General features: G+C 71.6%; 18 protein-coding genes and 2 pseudogenes. 9 read left to right on the forward strand and 11 right to left on the reverse strand.

The features are described 5' to 3' along the window. Positions 1 to 964: 964 nt before the first annotated feature. Positions 965 to 1,135 (forward strand): annotated as a pseudogene (locus tag ACMTAK_RS15645) (aspartate aminotransferase family protein); the annotation flags it as partial. Positions 1,136 to 1,138: 3 nt separating this feature from the next. Here ACMTAK_RS15645 and ACMTAK_RS15650 read toward each other — a convergent pair. Then, positions 1,139 to 1,423: pseudogene (locus tag ACMTAK_RS15650) on the reverse strand (aminotransferase class III-fold pyridoxal phosphate-dependent enzyme); the annotation flags it as partial. 260 nt (positions 1,424 to 1,683) lie between these two features. Between ACMTAK_RS15650 and ACMTAK_RS15655 the strand changes: the two are divergent. After that, entirely contained in the window at positions 1,684 to 2,859 is a 1,176-nt protein-coding gene (locus ACMTAK_RS15655; protein ID WP_413806810.1) for a trypsin-like serine peptidase, read from the forward strand. A 134-nt stretch (positions 2,860 to 2,993) separates the two neighbouring features. Here the strand turns inward: ACMTAK_RS15655 and hflX are convergent, their stop codons facing one another. The 6 genes from hflX to miaA all read right to left on the reverse strand — a co-directional run bounded on the left by hflX (position 2,994) and on the right by miaA (position 11,309). After that, entirely contained in the window at positions 2,994 to 4,496 is a 1,503-nt protein-coding gene (gene hflX / locus ACMTAK_RS15660) for a GTPase HflX (protein ID WP_413812902.1), read from the reverse strand. Between the two features lie 122 nt (positions 4,497 to 4,618). After that, complete coding sequence (locus ACMTAK_RS15665) at positions 4,619 to 6,199, reverse strand: M1 family metallopeptidase (RefSeq protein ID WP_413806811.1); 1,581 nt, start codon at positions 6,197 to 6,199, stop codon at positions 4,619 to 4,621. A 159-nt stretch (positions 6,200 to 6,358) separates the two neighbouring features. Next, entirely contained in the window at positions 6,359 to 8,620 is a 2,262-nt protein-coding gene (locus ACMTAK_RS15670; protein ID WP_413806812.1) for a RelA/SpoT family protein, read from the reverse strand. A 136-nt stretch (positions 8,621 to 8,756) separates the two neighbouring features. Further along, positions 8,757 to 9,689, reverse strand: a complete 933-nt coding sequence (dapF, locus tag ACMTAK_RS15675; RefSeq protein WP_413806813.1) for a diaminopimelate epimerase — start codon at positions 9,687 to 9,689, stop codon at positions 8,757 to 8,759. A 75-nt stretch (positions 9,690 to 9,764) separates the two neighbouring features. Next, positions 9,765 to 10,262, reverse strand: coding sequence for a hypothetical protein (locus ACMTAK_RS15680; protein ID WP_413812903.1), 498 nt, complete (start codon positions 10,260 to 10,262; stop codon positions 9,765 to 9,767). Between the two features lie 108 nt (positions 10,263 to 10,370). Then, entirely contained in the window at positions 10,371 to 11,309 is a 939-nt protein-coding gene (gene miaA / locus ACMTAK_RS15685; RefSeq protein ID WP_413806814.1) for a tRNA (adenosine(37)-N6)-dimethylallyltransferase MiaA, read from the reverse strand. A 285-nt stretch (positions 11,310 to 11,594) separates the two neighbouring features. Between miaA and ACMTAK_RS15690 the strand changes: the two genes are divergently transcribed. After that, positions 11,595 to 11,777, forward strand: coding sequence for a gliding motility protein (locus ACMTAK_RS15690; protein ID WP_413806815.1), 183 nt, complete (start codon positions 11,595 to 11,597; stop codon positions 11,775 to 11,777). 24 nt (positions 11,778 to 11,801) lie between these two features. Then, a complete protein-coding gene (locus ACMTAK_RS15695) occupies positions 11,802 to 12,044 on the forward strand; it encodes an antitoxin (protein WP_020868007.1) in 243 nt (80 codons plus the stop codon). 112 nt (positions 12,045 to 12,156) lie between these two features. On the opposite strand, the gene ACMTAK_RS15700 is transcribed toward ACMTAK_RS15695, so the two are convergent. Continuing rightward, positions 12,157 to 13,008, reverse strand: a complete 852-nt coding sequence (locus ACMTAK_RS15700) for a class III extradiol dioxygenase subunit B-like domain-containing protein (protein WP_413806816.1) — start codon at positions 13,006 to 13,008, stop codon at positions 12,157 to 12,159. Between the two features lie 22 nt (positions 13,009 to 13,030). Continuing rightward, entirely contained in the window at positions 13,031 to 14,563 is a 1,533-nt protein-coding gene (miaB, locus tag ACMTAK_RS15705) for a tRNA (N6-isopentenyl adenosine(37)-C2)-methylthiotransferase MiaB (protein ID WP_413806817.1), read from the reverse strand. Positions 14,564 to 14,699: 136 nt separating this feature from the next. Between miaB and ACMTAK_RS15710 the strand changes: the two genes are divergently transcribed. The 3 genes from ACMTAK_RS15710 (at position 14,700) to ACMTAK_RS15720 (ending at position 17,192) form a co-directional block, all read left to right on the forward strand. Continuing rightward, the gene (locus ACMTAK_RS15710) at positions 14,700 to 15,422 is read left to right on the forward strand and encodes an IclR family transcriptional regulator (RefSeq protein ID WP_413812904.1); all 723 of its coding nucleotides are present in this window, start codon (positions 14,700 to 14,702) and stop codon (positions 15,420 to 15,422) included. A gap of 115 nt (positions 15,423 to 15,537) precedes the next feature. Next, positions 15,538 to 16,527 (forward strand): TAXI family TRAP transporter solute-binding subunit, encoded by a 990-nt coding sequence (locus ACMTAK_RS15715; RefSeq protein WP_413806818.1) that lies wholly within the window; start codon positions 15,538 to 15,540, stop codon positions 16,525 to 16,527. 62 nt (positions 16,528 to 16,589) lie between these two features. Further along, positions 16,590 to 17,192 carry a class I SAM-dependent methyltransferase gene (locus tag ACMTAK_RS15720; protein WP_413806819.1) on the forward strand — a complete coding sequence of 201 codons (603 nt, stop codon included), beginning with the start codon at positions 16,590 to 16,592 and terminating at the stop codon, positions 17,190 to 17,192. Positions 17,193 to 17,288: 96 nt separating this feature from the next. Here ACMTAK_RS15720 and ACMTAK_RS15725 read toward each other — a convergent pair whose 3' ends face one another. Continuing rightward, positions 17,289 to 18,725 carry a sensor histidine kinase gene (locus ACMTAK_RS15725; RefSeq protein ID WP_413806820.1) on the reverse strand — a complete coding sequence of 479 codons (1,437 nt, stop codon included), beginning with the start codon at positions 18,723 to 18,725 and terminating at the stop codon, positions 17,289 to 17,291. Between the two features lie 17 nt (positions 18,726 to 18,742). Then, positions 18,743 to 19,453 carry a response regulator transcription factor gene (locus ACMTAK_RS15730; RefSeq protein ID WP_262702834.1) on the reverse strand — a complete coding sequence of 237 codons (711 nt, stop codon included), beginning with the start codon at positions 19,451 to 19,453 and terminating at the stop codon, positions 18,743 to 18,745. A gap of 306 nt (positions 19,454 to 19,759) precedes the next feature. On the opposite strand from ACMTAK_RS15730, the gene ACMTAK_RS15735 reads away from it, so the two are divergent. Together ACMTAK_RS15735 and ACMTAK_RS15740 are read left to right on the forward strand one after the other, a co-directional pair. Next, positions 19,760 to 20,536, forward strand: coding sequence for an amino acid ABC transporter ATP-binding protein (locus ACMTAK_RS15735; RefSeq protein ID WP_020868015.1), 777 nt, complete (start codon positions 19,760 to 19,762; stop codon positions 20,534 to 20,536). A gap of 99 nt (positions 20,537 to 20,635) precedes the next feature. Beyond that, positions 20,636 to 21,547 (forward strand): glutamate ABC transporter substrate-binding protein, encoded by a 912-nt coding sequence (locus ACMTAK_RS15740; RefSeq protein WP_413806821.1) that lies wholly within the window; start codon positions 20,636 to 20,638, stop codon positions 21,545 to 21,547. The last annotated feature ends 67 nt before the right edge of the window (positions 21,548 to 21,614 follow it).

Below are 21,614 nucleotides of genomic sequence, written 5' to 3' on the forward strand. Positions count from 1 at the left end.
GCGCCGTGGCGGGCGATGCCGCCGGGGGCAGTGGCACCGGTGCCGGGGACGGTGGCGCCGCCCTTGAGGGCGATGGCGGTGCTGGGGGCGCCGTCTGCTCGCCGGCGGCCGTCGTGGCGGTGGACGGTGCCCTGACCGTCGGGACGGCCGCAGGTGGGACGGGCGGTCTTGCCGCCTCGGCCGGGGGAGGCGCTGTGTGAGGCGGGTCCGGGAGGGGCGGCGGGGGGCCGGGGCGGGCGGAGTCGTCGGGGTCGGTCAGGGCGCCGGGCACGGGCTGCGGTTGGGGAGGCAAAGGGACTCCCCCGGGGGTGTGCGGCATGGTGGGTGCGGCGCGGGCGTCACGGCGATCATGTCCTGGGCCCGGCGCCTGCCTCCTTCGGTGGTGCGATGGCAGTGCGGTCGTCTGGTGCGGGACGCGTCACCGGTGATCTCCGGCGAGCGGCGGGGCGAATGGGGAAGCGGTGGGAGGGAGTTCGTGGGAGCGGACTCCGGCGGTGTGGATCGCCACCTCCAGGGCGTCGGTGAGCCGGTCCAGGACCGCCTCTGTCTGCTCATCGGTGATGGTGAGTGGGGGGAGAAGGCGGATCACCGCGCCCTGGCGTCCGCCGAGTTCGACGATGAGCCCGCGCCGCAGGCACTCCTGCTGAACCGCCGCAGCGAGGGCGGGATCGGCGGGCGGAGCCCCCGTACGCGCGTCACCGGCGTACGGCGCTCCCCCGTTCAACGCCCTGCCCGTACCGTCACCTTGAGCGCCCTCCCGTCGGGCTGCCTCCCGTCGGGCTGCTTCCCGTCGGGCTCCCTCGTGCCGAGTCATCTCGCAGGGGGCCGCCTCGCTCGGGGATGCCTGGTACGGGGATGACTGGTACGGGGACGCGAAGCCCGGGGTTCCCTCGCGGGTGGCGTTCGTTGCGGACCCGGCCCCCTCGGCATGCCCGGCCCCCGCGGCATGCCCACCCGGCGGCGCGTGACGGCCGGAGCACTGGCCGCCTCCGGCGGAGCCCCTGCCGCCGGTGTGACCCGGCTGCCCTTTCCGTACGACTACCGCTGCCCCTTCGGGCTCGGCGGGGAGCACGGCGCCGAACTCCCCGCGCGCTGGACCGAGAGGCTGCTCGACGACCCGGAGGGCGGGGTGCCCGACCAGGATCTGCAGCGGCGCCTCCGCGTCCAGAACGGCCCGGATCGCGTCCAGTACCACCGGGTGGTTGTGCCCCAGGGCCAGCGCCCCGGCCCCGGAGAGACAGTCGAGATAGCGGCGGCCGTCGGCCCCTTCGACCGTCATCCCCCGGGCGCGCACCGGAACGATGGGCAACGCCCGGGCGTGGGTGCGGGCGGCGGACTCACGCAGCGCCTGGCGCCGCAGAATGCCCTGGGCGGCAATGCCCTGGGCGGCGCCGGCGTCGTCGGAGACGGCGGCCAGGGCCATCGGCGGGAGCTGGGTCACGGCCACGCGTCTCGGTCCTCCTGCTGCTGAACACCCTCCGGCTGTCCCCCGTACGTACCAACGACGCGTGGCGCTCTGGATCACGGGCTGGGCGAAGATCCTTGCGGCCGGGAACCAAGGACCCGCTCACAGCCGTCGTAGGCGGCACCGGCATAGTGGGGTACCACCCCATTGCCGGGGCGGTGCATGACAATTCCATACAGGCCGTAGAGCAGCTCAGAACCTCAGGGGGAGTCCCACCCATGCCATCCAAACGCCGACCCGCACTGGCCGTGGCCGCCATAGCCTCGGTTCTGGCGCTCACCGCCACCGCGTGCGACTCCTCGAACGACAACACCGACGCCAAGCCGGCCGCGTCGTCGGAGCAGCAGGGTGTGGACGACATCAAGCTGCCCGACAACCTCAACGACAAGTTGAAGAACCTCGGCATCGATCTGGACCAGTGGAAGAACGGTGCCTGGAACAAGTGGGACAAGGACGACTGGCTGCGCGAGGCCGGTGACTTCATCAACCCGATCATCAAGGGCCTGTGGAAGCCGGACCGGATGCGCGAGGCGCAGGAGCCCGACAAGCCGGTCGACGACGGCGACATCGCGGACGACCAGGGTGTGACCGACCCCGATCCGCAGCCCGTCCCGGCCAAGGAGGTCACCAGCCCGTACAGCTCCAAGGTCCCCTACGCGGGCAAGGTCTTCTTCGACGGCCCCGAGGGCTCGATGGTCTGCTCCGCGACGGTGGTCGAGGACCCGGCGCACCCCGGCAAGTCCAACCTGGTGTGGACGGCGGGCCACTGCGTCCACGCGGGCAAGGGCGGCGGCTGGTACAAGAACCTGATGTTCGTGCCCTCCTACAACGACGCGGGCAAGTCGCAGGCGGAGCTGGAGAACGCCACCAAGGAGGAGCTGGCCCCCAAGGGCGTCTGGTGGGCCGACTGGGCGCAGACCTCCTCGCAGTGGATCGACAACGGCGCGGCCGTGGGCGGTAAGGGCGCTCCGTACGACTTCGCGGTGATGCATGTGAAGCCGGAGGTCAGCGGCGGCAAGTCGCTCGAGGAGACGGTGGGCGGCGCGCTGCCGGTCGACTTCAACGCCCCGGCGGTGAAGTCCATTGACCAGATCACGGCCACCGGCTACCCGGCCGCCCCGCCGTTCGACGGCCAGAAGATGAACCAGTGCGCGGACAAGCCGGGACGGCTCTCCCTGGACGCCAAGCAGCCGACGATGTACCGCATCGGCTGCACCATGACCGCGGGTTCCTCCGGCGGTGGCTGGGTCGCCGACGGTGCGGACGGCAAGCCGGCGCTGGTGTCCAACACCTCGATCGGCCCGTCCAACGCGACCTGGCTGGCGGGCCCGCATCTGGGCCCCGAGGCGAAGGGCGTCTACAGCGCGGTCAGCAAGAAGTTCGCGAACCAGTGACCGGCTGAGCCGGTAGCCGTCAGGCAGTCGGCCATCCCATGGCGAGGGCCCGCCCCCGGAAATCCGGGGACGGGCCCTCGTCGTACAGGCGCAGACGTCGTGGCCGACGCGATGCGAGCGGTGTGACCAGCCGACTAGCGCTGTCCGGCGGCCGTGGCCGGGATGAAGCGCCGCAGCTCCGCCGCGAGCTCCTCGTGCACACGCGCCTTGAGCAGCGTGCCCTCGGGGGTGTGCTCCTCGGAGAGCACCTCGCCCTCGACGTGGGTGCGCGCGACGAGCTTGCCGTGGGTGTACGGCAGCAGCACCTCGATCTCGACCTGGGGACGGGGCAGCTCCTCGTCGATCACCGCGAGCAGCTCGTCGATGCCCAGCCCGCTGCGGGCCGACACCGCCATGGCGCGCCGCTCCATGCGCAGCAGCCGCTGCACAACGAGCGGATCGGCCATGTCCGCCTTGTTGATCACGACGATCTCGGGCACGTCGACCGCGCCCACATCGCGGATCACCTCGCGCACGGCGGCCAGCTGCTCCTCCGGCGTCGGATGCGAGCCGTCCACCACATGGATGATCAGATCGGCGTCGCCGACCTCCTCCATCGTGGAACGGAACGCCTCCACCAGGTGGTGCGGCAGATGCCGGACGAATCCGACGGTGTCCGCCAGCGTGTAGAGCCGCCCGCTGGGGGTCTCGGCCCGGCGCACGGTCGGGTCGAGGGTGGCGAACAGCGCGTTCTCCACCAGGACGCCCGCGCCGGTGAGCCGGTTGAGCAGCGAGGACTTGCCCGCGTTGGTGTATCCGGCGATGGCGACCGAGGGGACCTTGTGGCGCCGGCGCTCCTGCCGCTTGATGTCACGGCCGGTCTTCATCTCGGCGATCTCGCGGCGCATTTTCGCCATCTTCTCGCGGATGCGGCGCCGGTCAGTCTCGATCTTGGTCTCACCGGGACCACGGGTGGCCATACCGCCGCCCGAGGATCCGGAGCCACCGCCACCCATCTGGCGGGACAGCGACTGTCCCCAGCCTCGCAGCCGCGGCAGCATGTACTGCATCTGGGCGAGCGAGACCTGCGCCTTGCCCTCTCGGGACTTGGCGTGCTGAGCGAAGATGTCGAGGATCAGGGCGGTCCGGTCGACCACCTTGACCTTGACGACGTCCTCGAGGTGGATCAGCTGTCCGGGGCTGAGCTCACCGTCACAGACCACGGTGTCGGCACCGGACTCGACCACGATGTCACGCAGTTCCTCGGCCTTGCCGGATCCGATGTAGGTGGCGGGATCCGGCTTGTTGCGCCGCTGGATCACGCCGTCGAGCACCAGGGCGCCTGCGGTCTCGGCGAGCGCGGCGAGCTCCGCCAGGGAGTTCTCCGCGTCCCGCGCCGTGCCAGAGGTCCATACGCCGACCAGCACCACGCGCTCCAGGCGCAGCTGCCGGTACTCGACCTCGGTGACGTCCTCGAGCTCGGTGGACAGCCCCACCACACGCCGCAGCGCGGCACGGTCGGAGCGGTCGTACTGGTCGCCGTCACGCTCCTCGTCGATCTCGTGACTCCAGGCGACGTCCTCTTCCATCAGGGCGTCGGCCCGAAGGCTCTCGGCGGGGCGCTGCCGGTCCTGCGGAAGGGAAGAGGAGTGGGTCAAAGGAATCCTTACGTCGTGGAATACCGTCACTGTCGACAACGCGTGGCGGGCCCGCGGGATTCCCCCGCCGGGGCCGGTCACGAACGCCGACCCCTTGATGGTCGCACGCGGCGGGCGGGCCGTCACCCGGGTTTCACGGCCCATGGCACCGCGTAACGTACCGCGTGCCGCCCCGCTCGCGCGCCGGGCAGCGCGGCGCCCTTCGTGGTCACCTTCTCCGTCTGCTTCCAGTCGGGGTGTCCCGGCATCGGCGGCGTCTTCCTGCCGTACAGCCACGGATGGAGGAATTCGCTCAGATCGCGCCCCGCCACGGTGGAGGCCAGCCGGATGAAGTCGGCGGTCGAGGCCACGCCGTCGCGGTGGCGGAGCACCCATTTCCGCTCCAGCCGTTCGAAGGCGGCCCGGCCGATCCGCTGCCGCAGCGCGTACAGCACGAGCGCACTGCCGTCGTAGACCACCGGGCGGAAGATGCCGATCGGCTGGCCGGGGTCGGCGGCCTCGGGGGCCGCGGGCGGCCCTCCCTCGGCCCGCCAGGCGTCGGACTGTCCGTACGCCTTGCGCATCCGCCGCTCCAGGCTCGCCTTACCGCGCTCATCGGCGTACAGCGCCTCGTACCAGGTGGCGTGGCCCTCGTTGAGCCACAGATCGGACCAGCGGCGCGGGCTGACGCTGTCGCCGAACCACTGGTGCGCCAGCTCATGCACCATGATCGACTCGATGTACCACCGGGGCAGCTGACCGCTGGTGAACAGATCGCGCTCGAAGAGGGAGAGCGTCTGGGTCTCCAGCTCGAAGCCGGTGGTGGCGTGGGCGATCAGAACGCCGTAGGTCTCGAAGGGGTAGCGCCCGGCCTTCTTCTCCATCCAGGCCAGCTGCCCGGGGGTGCGCGCGAGCCACTTCTCCAGCCGTGCGCGATCCGCCACGGGGACGACGTCGCGCACCGGCAGCCCATGGGGCCCGGTGCGGCGCGGCACGACGGAGCGGCCGATGGAGATCTGCGCCAGCTCGGTGGCCATGGGGTGGGCGAGGCGGTACGTCCAGGTGGTGCGCGATCCCTTGCGGAGGCGCTGTCCGGGCAGACCGCCCGCGACGACCGTAAGGCTCTTCGGAGCGGTGATCCGGAAGGTGAAGCGGGCCTTGTCGGCGGGGTGGTCGTTGCACGGGAAGACCCGGTGGGCGGCGTTGGCCTGGTTGGCCATGGCCAGCCCGTCGCTGGTGCGGACCCAGCCGCCGTTGGTGCCGCTCTGCGGATCGCTGGTGTGGCGGACGGTGACCCGGAAGGCGGCGCCCTTACGGAGGGGGGCGGACGGGGTGATCACCAGATCCTCTCCGGCGGTGGCGAACCGGGCCGGCGCTCCGTCGACCCGCACCGAGTCCACGACCCCCTGGGCGAAGTCGAGGTTGACGGTGCGCAGCGGGGCGGTCGCGCGGGCCTCGAGGGTGGTGACGGCGTCGAGCGGCCGGTCCTGACGGTGGTAGGCGAACGCGATGTCGTACGCCGTGACGTCGTACCCGGGGTTCCCGAGCTGGGGGAAGAGGGGGTCTCCGATGCCCAGGGGAGTCGGGTGCGAGGGGGACACCGGCCCCGCGGCGGAGGAGGGGCCGACCGCGAGGAAGACGGCGGCCATGGCGGCGGCCACCGACGCGGTCCTGCGGCGCCCGGTGCGCGGCGGCCAGGGGCGGCGCCCCGAAGAAAGCGTCATGCCCTACGGCTACCAGCGCCCCGGCGCCCGCGCAGTCGCTCCCGGCCTTGATCCACCCGAAGGAGTTCAGACGCCCGAAGGAATTCAGACGCTGGAGGGAATTCAGACGCTCGAAAATGATCAGGAGCGTGCCGCTCGGGAGCGCGCACCGCCCGCCCGTCAGTGCGCCGCGGCCACGCTGCGGCCCTCGCGCGTCACGTCATAGACCCCAGGGACGTTCCGCATGGCACGCATCAGCGTCGGCAGCCTGCCCGCGTCGGGCAGCTGGAGCGTGTAGGTGTGCCGGACCCGCTGCTCACGCGGCGGTTCGACGGCGGCCGCGACCACCTCCGCGCCCTCGGCGGCGATGGCCTCGGTGAGATCCGCGAGCAGATGCGGCCTGCTGAACGCCTCCGCGAAGAGGGTCACGCGATAGTCGCCGCCCCCGTCCCCGTCGTCCTCGTCCGCCCAGCGCACCCCGACGGCCGTGCGCCCGGCCGAGGTCATCCGCGCCACTCCGGGGCACCGCTCGCGGTGCACGGTGACGGCGCCGCCGCGGACCGCGAAGCCGGTGATCGCGTCGGGCGGCACGGGGGTGCAGCAGCGGGCGAGCCGTACGGTCGCGCCGGGCAGGTCGACGGCGATGCCCGCCTCGGGGCGGCCCGCACCGGGCGACGCGGGGGCGACGGTCTGGCCGCCCTGCGAAGTCTGCGTGCCCCGCGTGGCCTGCGGGTCCTGATCCTGACCGCCCTGCGGGTCCTGGCCGTCCTGTCCTTCCTGTCCGTCCTGTCCGTCCTGTCCGGTGGGCTCGGAGGCGGACTCCGGCTCCTCGGCGGCCTCCCGGGGCTCGTGCTGCGACGCCGGATGGGCGGCCAGCCAGCGGTTGATGGCGATGCGGGCGGCCGGGGTGCGGGCGTGGTCGAGCCACTCCGGCGAGGGGCCGTGGGAGGCGGTGTCCCGGGCGTCGCTGGCCATCAGCAGTTGGAGGGTGTCGCCGTCGCGCAGCACCGTGCTCAGGGTCGCGATCCTGCCGTTGACCCGGGCGCCGATACAGGAGTGCGCGTCGTCGCCGTACAGGGCGTACGCGGCGTCCACACAGCTCGCGCCCGCGGGCAGGCCGAGCGTCCCGCCGTCGGAGCGGAAGACGGTGATCTCCCGGTCCTGGGCGAGGTCGTCGCGGAGCGAGGTCCAGAAGATGTCGGGGTCGGGGGTGGCGCTCTGCCAGTCGAGCAGCCGGGACAGCCAGCCGGGGCGGGTGGGGTCGGCCCGCTCGCCCTCGGGGGCGTCGGCGCCCTCCGTCGGGGCGTACGGATTGCCGAGGGCGATCACTCCGGCCTCCGCGACCCGGTGCATCTGGTGGGTGCGGATGAGGACTTCGGTGACCTCGCCGTCGCGCCCGGCCACGGCCGTGTGCAGCGACTGGTAGAGGTTGAACTTGGGGACCGCGATGAAGTCCTTGAACTCCGAGATCACCGGGGTGAAGCAGGTGTGCAGTTCGCCGAGGACCGCGTAACAGTCCGCGTTGTCGGAGACCAGGACGAGAAGGCGGCCGAGGTCGGCGCCGGTCAGCTCGCCGCGCTTGAGCCCGACCCGGTGGACGGAGACGAAGTGCCGCGGCCGGACCAGGACTTCGGCGGTGATGCCCGCCTCGTGCAGCACGCCCCGTACGTCCTCGGCGGCCTGGGCCAGCGGGTCGGGGCGGCCGGCGTGGGCCTGGAGGAGCTCGCGGGTCCGCGCGTACTCCTCGGGGTGGAGGATGGCGAAGACCAGGTCCTCCAGCTCGGTCTTGAGCGCCTGCACCCCGAGCCGCTCGGCGAGCGGGATCAGCACATCGCGGGTGACCTTGGCGATGCGCGCCTGTTTCTCGGGGCGCATCACGCCGAGGGTGCGCATGTTGTGCAGCCGGTCGGCGAGTTTGATCGACATCACCCGGACGTCGTTGCCGGTGGCGACGAGCATCTTGCGGAAGGTCTCGGGCTCGGCCGCCGCGCCGTAGTCGACCTTCTCCAACTTGGTGACGCCGTCGACGAGGAAGCGGACCTCCTCGCCGAACTGCTCCCCCACCTGATCCAGGGTCACATCGGTGTCCTCGACCGTGTCGTGGAGCAGCGAGGCGGTCAACGTCGTGGTCTCGGCGCCCAGTTCGGCGAGGATCAGCGTGACGGCCAGCGGATGGGTGATGTACGGCTCACCGCTCTTGCGCATCTGACCGCGGTGGGAGGACTCGGCCAGGACATACGCCTTGCGGAGCACGTCCAGATCGGCTCCGGGGTGGTACGCGCGGTGGACCTTGGCCACATGCTCGATCGCGTCGGGCAGCCGGCCGCGGGAGGCGGACCCCAGCAGGGCGGCCCGACTGAACCTGCGGAGGTTGCGCAGGTCGATGCGGGGGAGGCCGCGCCTGCGGCCGAACGGGGCCTGGTCGGTGGCCTCTGCGCTCATGGGCACCTCCGGCGGCGTCGAGCGTCAACCGGCGTGGGTGCTCCCCCGGGGCCGGTGCTTGATGCTATCGAGCCCATCACGCACGGCCGACCGGCTCTCGCCCAGAGTGAAACGGATCACCCATTCGAGGGAAGTGTCAGCCGAGGTCCGTGCCCAGCCAAGAGGGATCGATCTCCCCCTCGGCCACGATCACGGCAGGGCCGGTCATCTCCACCGTACCGTCCGGCCGTTCGCTGATGACAAGCCGCCCTCCGGGAACGTCCACGGTGTATGTGACGGGGTGCCCGGTGACGGCCGGATCGGCCCCGTCACGGCGTGCGGCGGCGACCATCACGGCGCAGGCGCCGGTGCCGCAGGAGCGGGTCTCTCCGGAGCCGCGCTCATGCACCCGCATCGCGACATGGCGCGGGCCGCGATCGACGACGAATTCGACGTTGGTGCCGTGCGGGTACGCGGCGGCGGGGCGCACGGCGGGGGCCGTGTACAGATCCCCGGCCTGGGCGAGGTCGTCGACGAAGGCGACGGCGTGCGGATTACCCATGTTCACGTTGCGGGCGGGCCAGCTGTGGTCACCGACCGTGACCGTGATCTCCCCCTCGGGGCCGGGCGCGGGCAGCGCGGCCTCGCCCATCACCACGGTGATCGGGCCGTCGGACCCGGCCGTGGCCTGGCCCGGCCGGGCGGCGTCACCGGCGTCCTTGGCGATGTGGGCCCGGCGCACCCCGGCCCGGGTGGCGATCGCGAGATCGCCCGCCTCGACCAGCCCGGCGCGCTGAAGGTACCGGGCGAAGACGCGGACTCCGTTGCCGCACATCTCGGCGATGCTGCCGTCGCTGTTGCGGTAGTCCATGAACCATTCGGCCCGGTCGGCCATGGCCCGCGCCTCGGGGTGTGCCGAGGACCGCACGACGCGGATCAGGCCGTCACCGCCGATACCGGCGCGGCGGTCGCAGATCCGGGCGACGGTGGCCGCGGACAGCTCCAGATGGCCGTCCAGGTCGGGGACGATGACGAAGTCGTTCTCGGTGCCGTGCCCCTTCAGGAAGGCCAGCCGTGGTGCGGTGCTCATTCCTCGATCCTACGGGGCTCCGCCCGCACCGGCTCCCGGTGCCCGGTGGCCCGGGGGAACCACTGGACGGAGGGCCTAGCGGAGGCGGGCCACCCGCCAGAAGGTGAGGGCGGCCAGCAGCGCCACGATCGCGACATAGAGCACGACGAAGCGCCAGTCCGGGCGGCGTCCGGAGCCTCTGGGGGGCAGGCCCGGCCAGGTGTAGCCCACCCGGCGGGCGGCCATCAGGCCCCAGCCCGCCGCACAGCTGCTCAGCAGCAGGCCGAGCATGGCCACGACCGCCCCTCCGTCGCCGAACTCGAAGGCGAGCGGGAAGGCGAACATCAGCGAGCCGAGGATGGCCAGGGCGACGATCGGCGCGATCTGCCAGATCCGCAGCCGTCGCGGCGGGCGCAGCTCCCGGAAGGACTCCTCGGAGACCGAGCCCGCGCCGACCTCGCCCTCGGAGCCGTCCTCGAGGACCGGCGCGCCGGGTTCGTGGAGCCCTCCGTCCTCATCGGGGCCGTCCGGGGTCAGCGGCCGCGCGTCTCCGTGCGGCGATTGCTGCGATGCGTCGCGAGGGCCGGCCTCCATCGCCACACGCCCTCCCAACTCCAGACACCACGGCACGATCGGAGCTTGATGATGGCATGTCCTTCGGGGCCCGAATGACGAGCTGAGCTTCCCGATGCCATGACGTGATCAGGCTGTGACCGCCCGTTCAACCAACGCGAGCGCGCTCGCCAGGAGTTCCCCTCTGTGGTCGGCTGCTCCGCTGAGCCAGTGGACCCTGGGATCGCGGCGGAACCAGGAGTCCTGACGGCGTGCGAACCGCTTGGTGGCACGCACGGTTTCGGCCCTCGCCTCCTCCTCGGCGCACTCTCCCGCGAGCGCGGCGAGCACTTGCTGATAGCCCAGCGCGCGGGAGGCGGTACGGCCGGAGCGCAGCCCAACGTTCTCCAGCCGGCGCACCTCCGCGACCAGCCCGGCGTCCCACATCCGGTCCACCCGCAGGGCGATCCGCTCATCCAGCTCGGGCCGCTCGACGTCGACGCCGATCTGGAGGGTGTCGTAGACCGCCTCGTGCCCGGGCAGATTGGCGGTGAACGGGCGGCCGGTGATCTCGATGACCTCCAGCGCCCGGACCACCCTGCGGCCGTTGCTGGGCAGGATCGCGCGCGCCGCCTCGGGGTCGGCGTCGGCGAGCCGGGCGTGCATGACCCCGGAGCCCCGCTCCTCCAGCTCGGCCTCGAGCCGGGCCCGGACGGCGGGGTCGGTACCCGGGAACTCGAGGGCGTCGATGGCCCCTCGGATGTACAGGCCGGAACCGCCGACCAGGACGGGGGTACGGCCCTCGGCGAGCAGACGGTCCATCTCGGCGCGGGCCAGCCGCTGGTACTCGGCGACGCTCGCGGTCTGGGTGACGTCCCAGATGTCCAGCAGCCGGTGCGGCACCCCCTGCCGCTCGTCCTCCGTCAGCTTGGCGGTGCCAATGTCCATGCCCCGGTACAGCTGCATGGAGTCGGCGTTGACGACCTCGCCGTCGAGGTGTCTGGCGAGTGCGACGCCCAGATCGGACTTTCCGGCCGCTGTGGGGCCGACGACGGCGATGACTCGCGGCGGATGGCCTGCAGTATTCACCGGGCCAGTCTCGCAAATGCCCCGGGGACTCCTCGAATGAGCGACGTGACGGGGCACGGCCGGGTTCGTTGCCTGTTGGGAGGTTCCGAGGGCCGGTTCGGGGAATCGGCCGCCGCGCGCCGCGCAGTCGCCGCGCACCGCACAAGGGGGCACTCCGGGCGGCACGGGATTTCGCCCACACGGGTTTCGCCCACACGAGTAAGGTATGGAGTAGATATGGGCGTGTTTTCCAGGTTTCGTCGTGCGTCGAGGGAGGCGAGCCATTCCTCCGAGGGGGCGCCGTCCGTGCGGGACTCCCAGTCCACGGCCGACGCCATGACGGCGGAGACCAAGTCCGGGACCGCCGATGAGGCTGAGGCCGCGCGGAGCGGGAAGGAGAACCCGGCGGGTGAAGGCGCCGGGATCCCCAAACAGCAGTCCGCGGCCGAGGCGGCCGACAGCGAGACTGGTGAGAGCGCCCGCGCATAGGCAACCGACGAGGGTAGGTGGCACATGGGCCTGATGGATAATCTCAAGGCCAAGGCCGGTCAGATGAAGGGCAAGGCCGGCAGCTTCGCGCAGCAGCACGAGGCCAGGATCGGACGGGGCCTGGAGAAGGCGGCCAAGTCGGTCGACACCAGGACCAAGGGCAAGTACAGCGCCAAGATCGAGACTGGCACGGGCAAGGCGAAGGACGCTCTCAACCGCCTCTCGCAGATGGACGAGCGCAAGCCCAAGCACAAGGGCGACGCATAAGACCGGCCAAGCGAACAAGGCACAGAAGACGGGGGCGGGCGATGCCGGGCCCGGACCGGCCGGCCCCGCTGGTACGCGGCCGTGGAGCGCGGGCTCCACGGCCGCGAGCGTGCTAGGACGACCAGCTCGCCACGAAATACCCCACGCCGTACGGCGCTTCGTCATACCGCAACTCCCCCTTCAGGCGCGCCCCCTCGCCCGCCCCCGCGAGCACCTGCAGCGGCGCGCGACCTGCCGCCTTGAGCTCATACGCCAACTCCTCGTCGAGCGCGGCCAGCGCCCCGGTGTCGGCGGCCGCCAGCGCCCGAGCCACCTCGGCGTCGAACGCGGCCGCCCGCTCGTCGAGATAGCCCGGCGCCTTCAGCGTGCGGCATGCGGTGCCGTCGCCCATCACCAGCAGCGCGACCCGCTCCGCCCGCCCGGCGAGCTCCCTTCCGACTTCAATACACCGCCCGGCCGCGAGAGGTTCCCCCACACCCAGCCCCTCGACGGGCACCGCCGGGTCCCACCCCGCGTGCTCCAGCAGCCAGGCGCCGACCGCCAGCGACGTCGGCAGCGAACGCGAGGGCCCGCCGTCCGGGGCGTCCTCGCCGTCGGACGCCCCGTCCTCCGTCGCAGGTGCGTCTCGCCGTTCCGTCGCAGGTGCGTCTCGCCGTTCCGTCGCAGGTGCGTCTCGGCGTTCCGTCACCGGAGCGGCTCGGCGTTCCGTCACCGGCGCGGCGAGCCGCACATCCACCTCCACGCCGAAGCCGCGGAACGTCCCGGGCGCGCCCTGCGCATGTGGCCCGCGCCCGGCGCGATCGGCGGGCCCCACCACGATCAGGCGCTCCGGACGCGCCGCCGCGAGGGCGTGGATGACCTCGAAGCACTCCGCGCGCAGCCCGTCCAGCTCGGGGGCGGCTCCGGCGGCGACCTCGGGCACCAGCAGCGGCGGACACGGGCAGACGGCGGCGGCGATCAGCATGATCGTCAGCCTAGCCGTGCGCTCAGTCGCAGCCGCAGCCCGCGGTGGGCGCGGCCGGCTGCGGCGGCGGGGCGCCCACCGTCGGCAGGCCCAGCATCACACCCGCGGGCTTCTTCTCCTCGGGCGCGTTCCGCCGCTCCCAGGCGTCCCCGGCGCGAGTGCGCCGCACGCCCCGGGCCGGGCCCTCGGCCAGCAGATGGTGGGGGGCCGCGTAGGTGATGTCGACGGTGACGACATCACCGGGGCGAACCGGCTCCTCGGGCCGCGCGAAGTGCACCAGACGGTTGTCGGGGGCACGGCCGGACAGCCGCCGCGTGGCGTCGTCCTTACGGCCCTCGCCCTCGGCGACCAGCACCTCCAGCGTGCGCCCGACCTGCTTCTTGTTCTCCTCCCAGGAGATCTCCTCCTGGAGGGCGACCAGCCGCTCGTAGCGCTCCTGGACAACCGCCTTGGGCACCTGGCCGTCCATCTCGGCGGCGGGCGTCCCGGGCCGCTTGGAGTACTGGAAGGTGAACGCCTGGGCGAAGCGCGCCTCGCGCACCACGTGCAGCGTCTGCTCGAAGTCCTCCTCCGTCTCACCGGGGAAGCCGACGATGATGTCGGTCGAGATGGCGGCGTCCGGCATCGCGGCGCGCACCTTCTCGATGATGCCCAGGTAGCGCTCCTGCCGGTACGAGCGGCGCATCGCCTTGAGCACGGTGTCCGATCCGGACTGCAGCGGCATGTGCAACTGCGGCATCACGTTCTCCGTCTCCGCCATGGCGGCGATGACGTCGTCGGTGAAGTCACGCGGATGCGGCGAGGTGAACCGGACCCGCTCCAGGCCCTCGATCTTCCCGCAGGCGCGCAGCAGCTTGCTGAACGCCTCGCGGTCGCCGATGTCGGAGCCGTACGCGTTCACGTTCTGGCCGAGCAGGGTGATCTCGGTGACGCCCTCGGCGACCAGGGTCTCCACCTCGGCGAGGATGTCACCGGGGCGGCGGTCCTTCTCCTTGCCGCGCAGCGCCGGGACGATGCAGAAGGTGCAGGTGTTGTTGCAGCCCACGGAGATGGAGACCCATGCGGCGTACGCGGACTCGCGCCGCGTCGGCAGGGTGGAGGGGAAGGCCTCCAGGGACTCGGCGATCTCGACCTGGGCCTCCTCCTGGACGCGGGCGCGCTCCAGCAGCACCGGCAGGCTGCCGATGTTGTGGGTGCCGAAGACCACGTCGACCCAGGGGGCCTTGTTGACGATGGTGTCGCGGTCCTTCTGGGCCAGACAGCCGCCGACGGCGATCTGCATGCCCGGCCGCCGCGCCTTGATCGGCGCGAGCCGGCCGAGGTTGCCGTACAGCCGGTTGTCGGCGTTCTCCCGCACCGCGCAGGTGTTGAAGACGACGATGTCGGCCTCACCCTCGCCGGTGCCCTCGGGCGCGCGCACGTAGCCCGCCTCTTCCAGGAGGCCCGAGAGCCGCTCGGAGTCATGGACATTCATCTGGCACCCGTAGGTGCGGATCTCGTAGCTCTTGGGTGCTTGAACGTCCACTGCCGGGCTCCGGTCGCTGCTGATGGTCACCCAACAAGGGTAGGCGCTCACGCAAAGCCCCTCTGCCGGGCGGTGGACCGGGCCACCGGCCCGTCCCCCGGGTGTGGGCCGACAACCGGGCACCGGCACACTGTGTTCCATGACACGGAACAGCGCACGGGGCAACATGCTCGACAAGGCAATGGCCGTCCTCGACTGCTTCCGTCCCGATGGCGGCGCGTTCCGTCTCACAGAACTGTCCGCGCGTACCGGGCTGGCCAAGACCACCGTGTTCCGGCTCTGCGCCGATCTGGTCCGTCTCGGCCTGCTCGAACGCGACGCCGAGAGCTACCGGCTCGGGGGCGCCCTCTTCGAACTGGGCTCACTCGTCCCGCGCCGACGCGATCTGCGGGAGGCCGCGCTGCCGTTCCTACAGGACCTCTTCGAGGCCACGCACGAAACCGTGCACCTCGGCGTGCGCGAGGGCCACGAGGTGGTCTACGTCGAGCGCATCCACGGCCACGACGCCCTTCGGCTGCCGTCCCGCATCGGCGGCCGACTGCCGCTGACCTGCACCGGCGTGGGCAAGGCACTTCTGGCGTTCTCGGGCTCCGAACTGGTCGAGGAGATCCTGGCCGCGCCTCTGCCCGCCCTCACCCCCCACTCGATCACCGACCCGGACCGGCTGCGCACGGCCGTCGAGCAGGCCCAGGTCGCGGGTCTGGCCTACGAGGAGGAAGAGACGGCTCCCGGGGTCAGCTGCATCGCGGCTCCCGTCTTCGACGGACCGACCTCGGTGGCGGCGCTGTCGGTGGCCGTACCCCGCGGCCGCTTCCGGCCGGCGCAGCTGGCACCGGCGGTCCGGACCGCGGCCCTGGGCCTGTCGAGAGCCCTGCGCTCCGGCAGATGAGCGGGCGCCGCCCGCATGACGGGATCCGCGGGCGACTCGCCCCTCCCCTCCCTCAGCGGCTCCCGTAGCGGCTCGCCCCTCCCCTCCCGTCAGCGGGCCTGGCAGGATCCTCGCCATGGCCCTCACCCTTCCGCGCCTGGACCGGCGCCGCGCCCTGCAGTCCGCCGCCGCGGGCCTCGTCGCCCTCGGGCTGCTGCTGTGGTGGCTGCTGGCGTCGGGCGGTGGCCCCTCGCCCAGCGGCCGGGTGACGTTCGCGACGGGGGTCTCCACCGGGGTCTACGACACCTACGGCCGAATGCTGGAGCAGGACCTCGCCCGGGACCTCCCCGATGTCGATGTGCGGCTGGAGCAGTCCAGGGGGTCCCCGGACAACGTCGAGCGGCTGGCCCGGGGCAGGGCCACCTTCGCCATCGCCGCCACCGACGCCGTCGCCGCCTACCGGGGCGAGGGAGCGGGGCGGCTGCGGGCCTGTGCCCGGCTGTACGACGACTACATGCAGCTGGTCGTGCCGAGGGGCTCGTCCGTACGGTCGGCCCGCGATCTGAAGCATCTGCGGGTGGGGGTGGGCGACGACGGCTCCGGCGTGCAGCTGATCACCCGGGCGCTGATCAAGGCCGCCGGGCTCGACTTCGACCGGGACATCCGGGCGAAGCGGGTCGGCATCGACGCCATGCCGAGGCTGCTGCGGCAGGGCAAGCTCGATGCCTTCTTCTGGTCGGGCGGGCTGCCGACCACCGCGGTGCGCACCCTGGCCCACGCCTACCCGATCCGGCTCGTCCAGCTCGGCGACCTCACCGGCCCACTGCACCGGCAGGGCGGGGTGACGCGCTACTACCGGGCGGCCACCGTGCCCGCCGACGCGTACGAGGAGATACGCAGGCCGGAGCCGGTCAAGACGATCGCCGTACCGAATCTCCTGGTCACCACGGACCGGGTGGCCCCCGGTCTGGCGGAGGGCGTCACACGCACGGTGATAGAGAACCGGGACCGCATCGGGGCGAAGGTGCACGCCGCCCAGAAGGTGGACCTGCGAACCGCCGTCTTCACCGATCCCCTCGCCCTCCACAAGGGCGCGGCGCGCTATTACCGCTCGGTCAAGCCGTAGCCCGGCACCGCTGCCGCCCCGATACGGCCGACGACCGGGACCTGGTCCGGCAGGATCCTCATATGACAGTGAAGAACGGCAGGCGGTGGAACCACAACATCCACTACCACCCCCGCATCCTCCACGCGGTCCCCGATGGCGCCCAGCGCGCCCTCGACATCGGCTGCGGCGAGGGCATGCTCGCCCGCGCGCTCCGGCGGACCGTGCCGCACGTCACCGGGATCGACCTCGACGCGGCCAGCATCGATCAGGGACGTGCGTACGGGGACGACGTCGACTACGTCCTCGGCGACTTCCTGAGCCATCCCTTCGAGCCCGCCTCGTTCGACGTCATCGCGTCGGTGGCCACCCTGCACCACGTGGACGCCGCCACCGGGCTGACCCGCATGCGCGAGCTGCTGCGGCCCGGCGGGGTCCTGGCCGTCGTCGGTCTCGCCCGGAACACCATGCCCAGGGACCTGCCGCACGTCCTCGCCGCCGTGGCCGTCGGTAAGGTCCACCGCGCGAGGAAAGGGCACTGGCAGCACCCGTCCCCCGTCGTATGGCCGCCGCCGGTGACCTACCCGGAGATGCGGGCGCTGGCCGCCGAGCTCCTGCCCGGCTCGCGGTACCGCCGTCACGTCCTGTGGCGCTACAGCATCGTCTGGCACAAGCCGCGGGGCTGAGCGGCGAGCGGGCCTTACGATCCGCGTCACGTCCTTACAGCCCGCGTCACGGTCCTCACAGGCCGCGTCACGTCCCCACGGCCCTACCCGCCCGCGTCACGTCCTTACGGTCGTCACGGTCTCACCGGGCCCCGTCCGCGGCACCGTGATGGTCACGCGCAGACCACCGGGCTCGTTGGGCGCGTAGTGGATCGTGCCCCCGCCCGCCGTGAGCAGCGCGCGGGTGATGGACAGGCCCAGGCCCGAGCCCGAGACGTTCTGGTGGCGGCTGCTGCGCCAGAAGCGGTCGCCGATGCGGGCGAGTTCGTCCTCGGTGAGGCCCGGGCCGCCGTCGGCGACGACGATCGCCACGGTGTCGGCCTCCGCCCGCGCCGAGACCTCCACATGCGCCCCCTCGGGCGTGAACTTCAGGGCGTTGTCGACGACGGCGTCCAGCGCGCTGGACAAGGCCACCGGGTCGGCCCAGCCGGTGATGGCCGCGGGGCCCATGTAGGCGAGCCCGACCTCCTCCCGCTCGGCCACCGGAAGCCAGGCGTCCACCCGGTCGGCCGCCAGCTCCGCGATATCGGTGAGCCGCAGATCCGCGGCGGAGTGCTCGGCCAGGGCGAGGTCGAGCAGATCGTCCAGGACGCTGGCCAGGCGCTTGCCCTCCGCGCGCACCGAGGCGATCTCCTCATGGCCGTCCGGCAGCTCCAGCGCCAGCAGCTCGATGCGCAGCAACAGCGCGGAAAGCGGATTGCGCAGCTGGTGGGAGGCGTCGGCGACGAACGCCCGCTGCTGCTCCAGGACTTGCTCGACATTGTCGGCCATCTCATTGAACGAGCGGGCCAGCCGCCGCAGCTCCGGGGGGCCGGAGGCGGCCGCGACGCGTGACTGCATCCGCCCGGTCGCGATGTCATGGGTCGCGGTGTCCAGGACGCGCACCGGCCGCAGCACCCATCCGGTGAGCCGGAACGCGGCGCCGACGGCCAGCAGCATCGCGGCGCATTCGCCCGCGCCGATGACCAGCCAGCCGTGCAGGATCCGCGACCGCATCTGGCCGGTGGGCGAGTCGGTGACGACGACGGCCACCACGTCGCCGTCGCGGACGACGGGAGAGGCCACGGTGAGCCTGCCCCGCTGCCAGGGCCACACCTGGGGCGGATCGTGGCTGCGGCGCCCGGCGAGGGCCTCGTCGAACGCCTGGGCGCTCTCGCCCGTGTCCGGCAGCCGCCAGCCACCGGGCGCCTCGGCCATGGGCGGTGCCTCCCGGTCCCGGTAGAAGACCCCGGCCCGGATGCCGTACAGGTCGTGGTAGCGCCTGAGCTCGGAGCGCAGGGTGTCCAGCCGCTCGTTCCCCTCGGCGCCGACCGCCCCCGTGGGCCCGGCGGTGACGAACTGGGCGAGCGCGGCGAAGCGCGCGGTGTCGTCGATCCGGTCGACGACCACACGCTGCTGCTCCCGGGCGGCCAGGCTCCCGGCGAGCGGGAAGCCGAGCGCGAGCAGCACGCCCGCCATGAGGACGATGAGGAGCGGGAGGAGCCGAGTGCGCACCGAGGGGCCCCGGTCGCTCAGCCGGCCGGGGCGACGAGGCGGTAGCCCACCCCGCGCACCGTCTCGATCAGGGCGGGCATCCGCAGCTTGGAGCGCAGGGAGGCGATGTGGACCTCCAGGGTGCGCCCCGTCCCTTCCCAACTGGTGCGCCAGACCTCGCTGATGATCTGCTCCCGGCGGAAGACCACACCGGGGCGCTGGGCGAGCAGGGCGAGCAGATCGAACTCCTTACGGGTGAGCGAAACGGTCGTCCCGTTGACGGAGACCTGGCGGGTGGGCAACTCGATGGTCACGGGGCCGAGCCGCAGCGGCGGATGGGAACCGTCCGGGCTCTCCTCGGTGCCATGGCCCGGGTCGTGGGCGGCGGTGCGGCGGCTGACGGCGTGGATCCGGGCGAGCAGCTCCATGGTGTCGTACGGCTTGACCACGTAGTCGTCGGCGCCGAGGTTGAGCCCGTGTATGCGGGAGCGCACATCGGCGCGCGCCGTCACCATGATCACGGGGGTGGCGGTGCGCTTGCGGATCTTGCCGCACACCTCGAAACCGTCCTGGTCGGGCAGGCCGAGGTCGAGGAGGACGACGCCGAAGGGGGCGCCGGAGTCGGGCAGCAGCGCCTGGAGCGCCTCCTCGCCGCTGCGGGCGTGGGTGACCTCGAAACCGTGCTTGGAGAGGATGGCGGACAGGGCCGCGGCGACATGGTTGTCGTCCTCCACGAGCAGCAGTCTCACCGGCCCCTCCGCCACCTTTCCGTATCAGGGGAGACGCGCCCCGTACGCGTCCCCGTCACCATGTCTTCGAATGCGGCCACGAACATGGCCACAGGGCATCCACGCCGATCGACGGGCAGCCGTCAAGACGCATTGGGTCACACACTGGTTTCCGTTACGCAGCCGGTACGGCGCGCGTCGTCCCGTTCACGTAGAGTGTCGTGTCGCGGCCATATCGTTATCCTCAATTTCAGCTCAGATGTAATGACGCTGGTCGCGGGCGCTCATTAGTGTCCTCCCAACCGAGGAGGACGGAGCGAGACGCCGATGAGCGAAGTATCGGTGACCAAGGACGCCGCACCGGTGGCGAACGCGTTGGTTGCGTTGTCAGGAGTCAACAAGCACTTCGGCGCGCTGCATGTGCTCCAGGACATCGACCTGACCATCAGCCGCGGCGAAGTGGTCGTCGTCATCGGGCCGTCCGGGTCCGGGAAGTCGACGCTGTGCCGCACGGTCAACCGGCTGGAGACGATCGACTCCGGCTCCATCACGATCGACGGCAAGCCGCTGCCCCAGGAGGGCAGGGAGCTCGCCCGGCTGCGTGCCGACGTCGGCATGGTCTTCCAGTCCTTCAACCTCTTCGCGCACAAGACGGTGCTCGAGAACGTGATGCTGGGCCAGATCAAGGTCCGTAAGTCGGACAAGAAGGCCGCCGAGGAGAAGGCGCGCACGCTGCTGGACCGGGTCGGCGTCGGCGCCCAGGCGGACAAGTACCCCGCCCAGCTGTCCGGTGGCCAGCAGCAGCGTGTGGCGATCGCGCGCGCCCTGGCCATGGACCCGAAGGTGATGCTCTTCGACGAGCCGACCTCGGCGCTGGACCCGGAGATGATCAACGAGGTGCTGGAGGTCATGCAGCAGCTCGCCCGGGACGGCATGACGATGGTCGTCGTCACCCATGAGATGGGCTTCGCCCGCTCCGCGGCGAACCGGGTGGTCTTCATGGCCGATGGCCGGATCGTCGAAGAGGCCGAGCCGGAGCAGTTCTTCAACAACCCCCGCAGCGACCGGGCCAAGGACTTCCTGTCGAAGATCCTTCACCACTGACCCCGCTGAGCCCGCCGGGCCCGCACTCGGCCCGGCAGACCGCTCCACGTTCGCCACTGCGTATGTGAACCACGTACTGAACACAGAGGGATGGGCACCATGAGGATTCGTAAGACGGCCGCAGCGGCCACGGTGGTTCTCGCGCTGGCCGCGACGGCGACCGCCTGTGGCGGCGAGAAGGGCACCGCCGGCGACAAGCCGAAGGGCGGCGAGGTCTTCAGCGGCGACTACACGGTCGCGAAGGATGTGAAGATCGACTCGCCGACCCTGAAGGCGGCGCAGAAGCGCGGCAAGATCGTCATCGGCGCCAAGGCCGACCAGCCCTTCCTCGGGTTCCAGGACACCGAGGGCAAGCGCTCCGGCTTCGACATCGAGATCGCCAAGATGGTCGCCGCCGACCTCGGCTTCTCCGCGGACAAGATCACCTTCAAGACGGTGGACTCCAACGTCCGCGAGACCTCGATCTCCAAGGGCCAGGTCGACTACTACGTCGGCACCTACACCATCAACGACGAGCGCAAGAAGCAGGTCGGCTTCGCGGGCCCGTACCTCACAGCCGGCGCCGACCTGCTGGTCCGCATGGAGGACAAGGGCAAGATCACGGGCCCGGACGGCATCAAGGGCAAGAAGGTCTGCTCGATCGTCGGCTCCACCCCGCTCCAGGAGATCAAGAAGCCGAAGTACGGCGCAAAGACCACCGAACTGAGCAAGTACTCGCTCTGCGTCAAGCAGCTGCTCGACGGCCAGGTCGACGCGGTCACCACCGACGACGCCATCCTCAAGGGCTACGCCGCCCAGCGCCCGAGCAAGCTGCACGTGGTCGGCAAGCCTTTCACCGAGGAGCCGTACGGCGTCGGCATGAACAAGAACGACAAGGCGCTCCGCGACGCGATCAGCGACTCGCTCGAGAAGCACATCAAGAACGGCGACTACAAGAAGGCGTACGAGGGCACGCTCGGCAAGTCCGGCTCCTCCTACGAAGCGCCGAAGACGCCCCTGCCGCGCTACTGAGCAGGGCTCTCCGTCCGCTCGTTCACCCGTTCGCCTGTTCACCTCGAAGCCGGTGCGCTCCGCACGC

Source organism: Streptomyces lacaronensis (assembly GCF_047337785.1).
Lineage (GTDB): Bacteria > Actinomycetota > Actinomycetes > Streptomycetales > Streptomycetaceae > Streptomyces > Streptomyces lycopersici.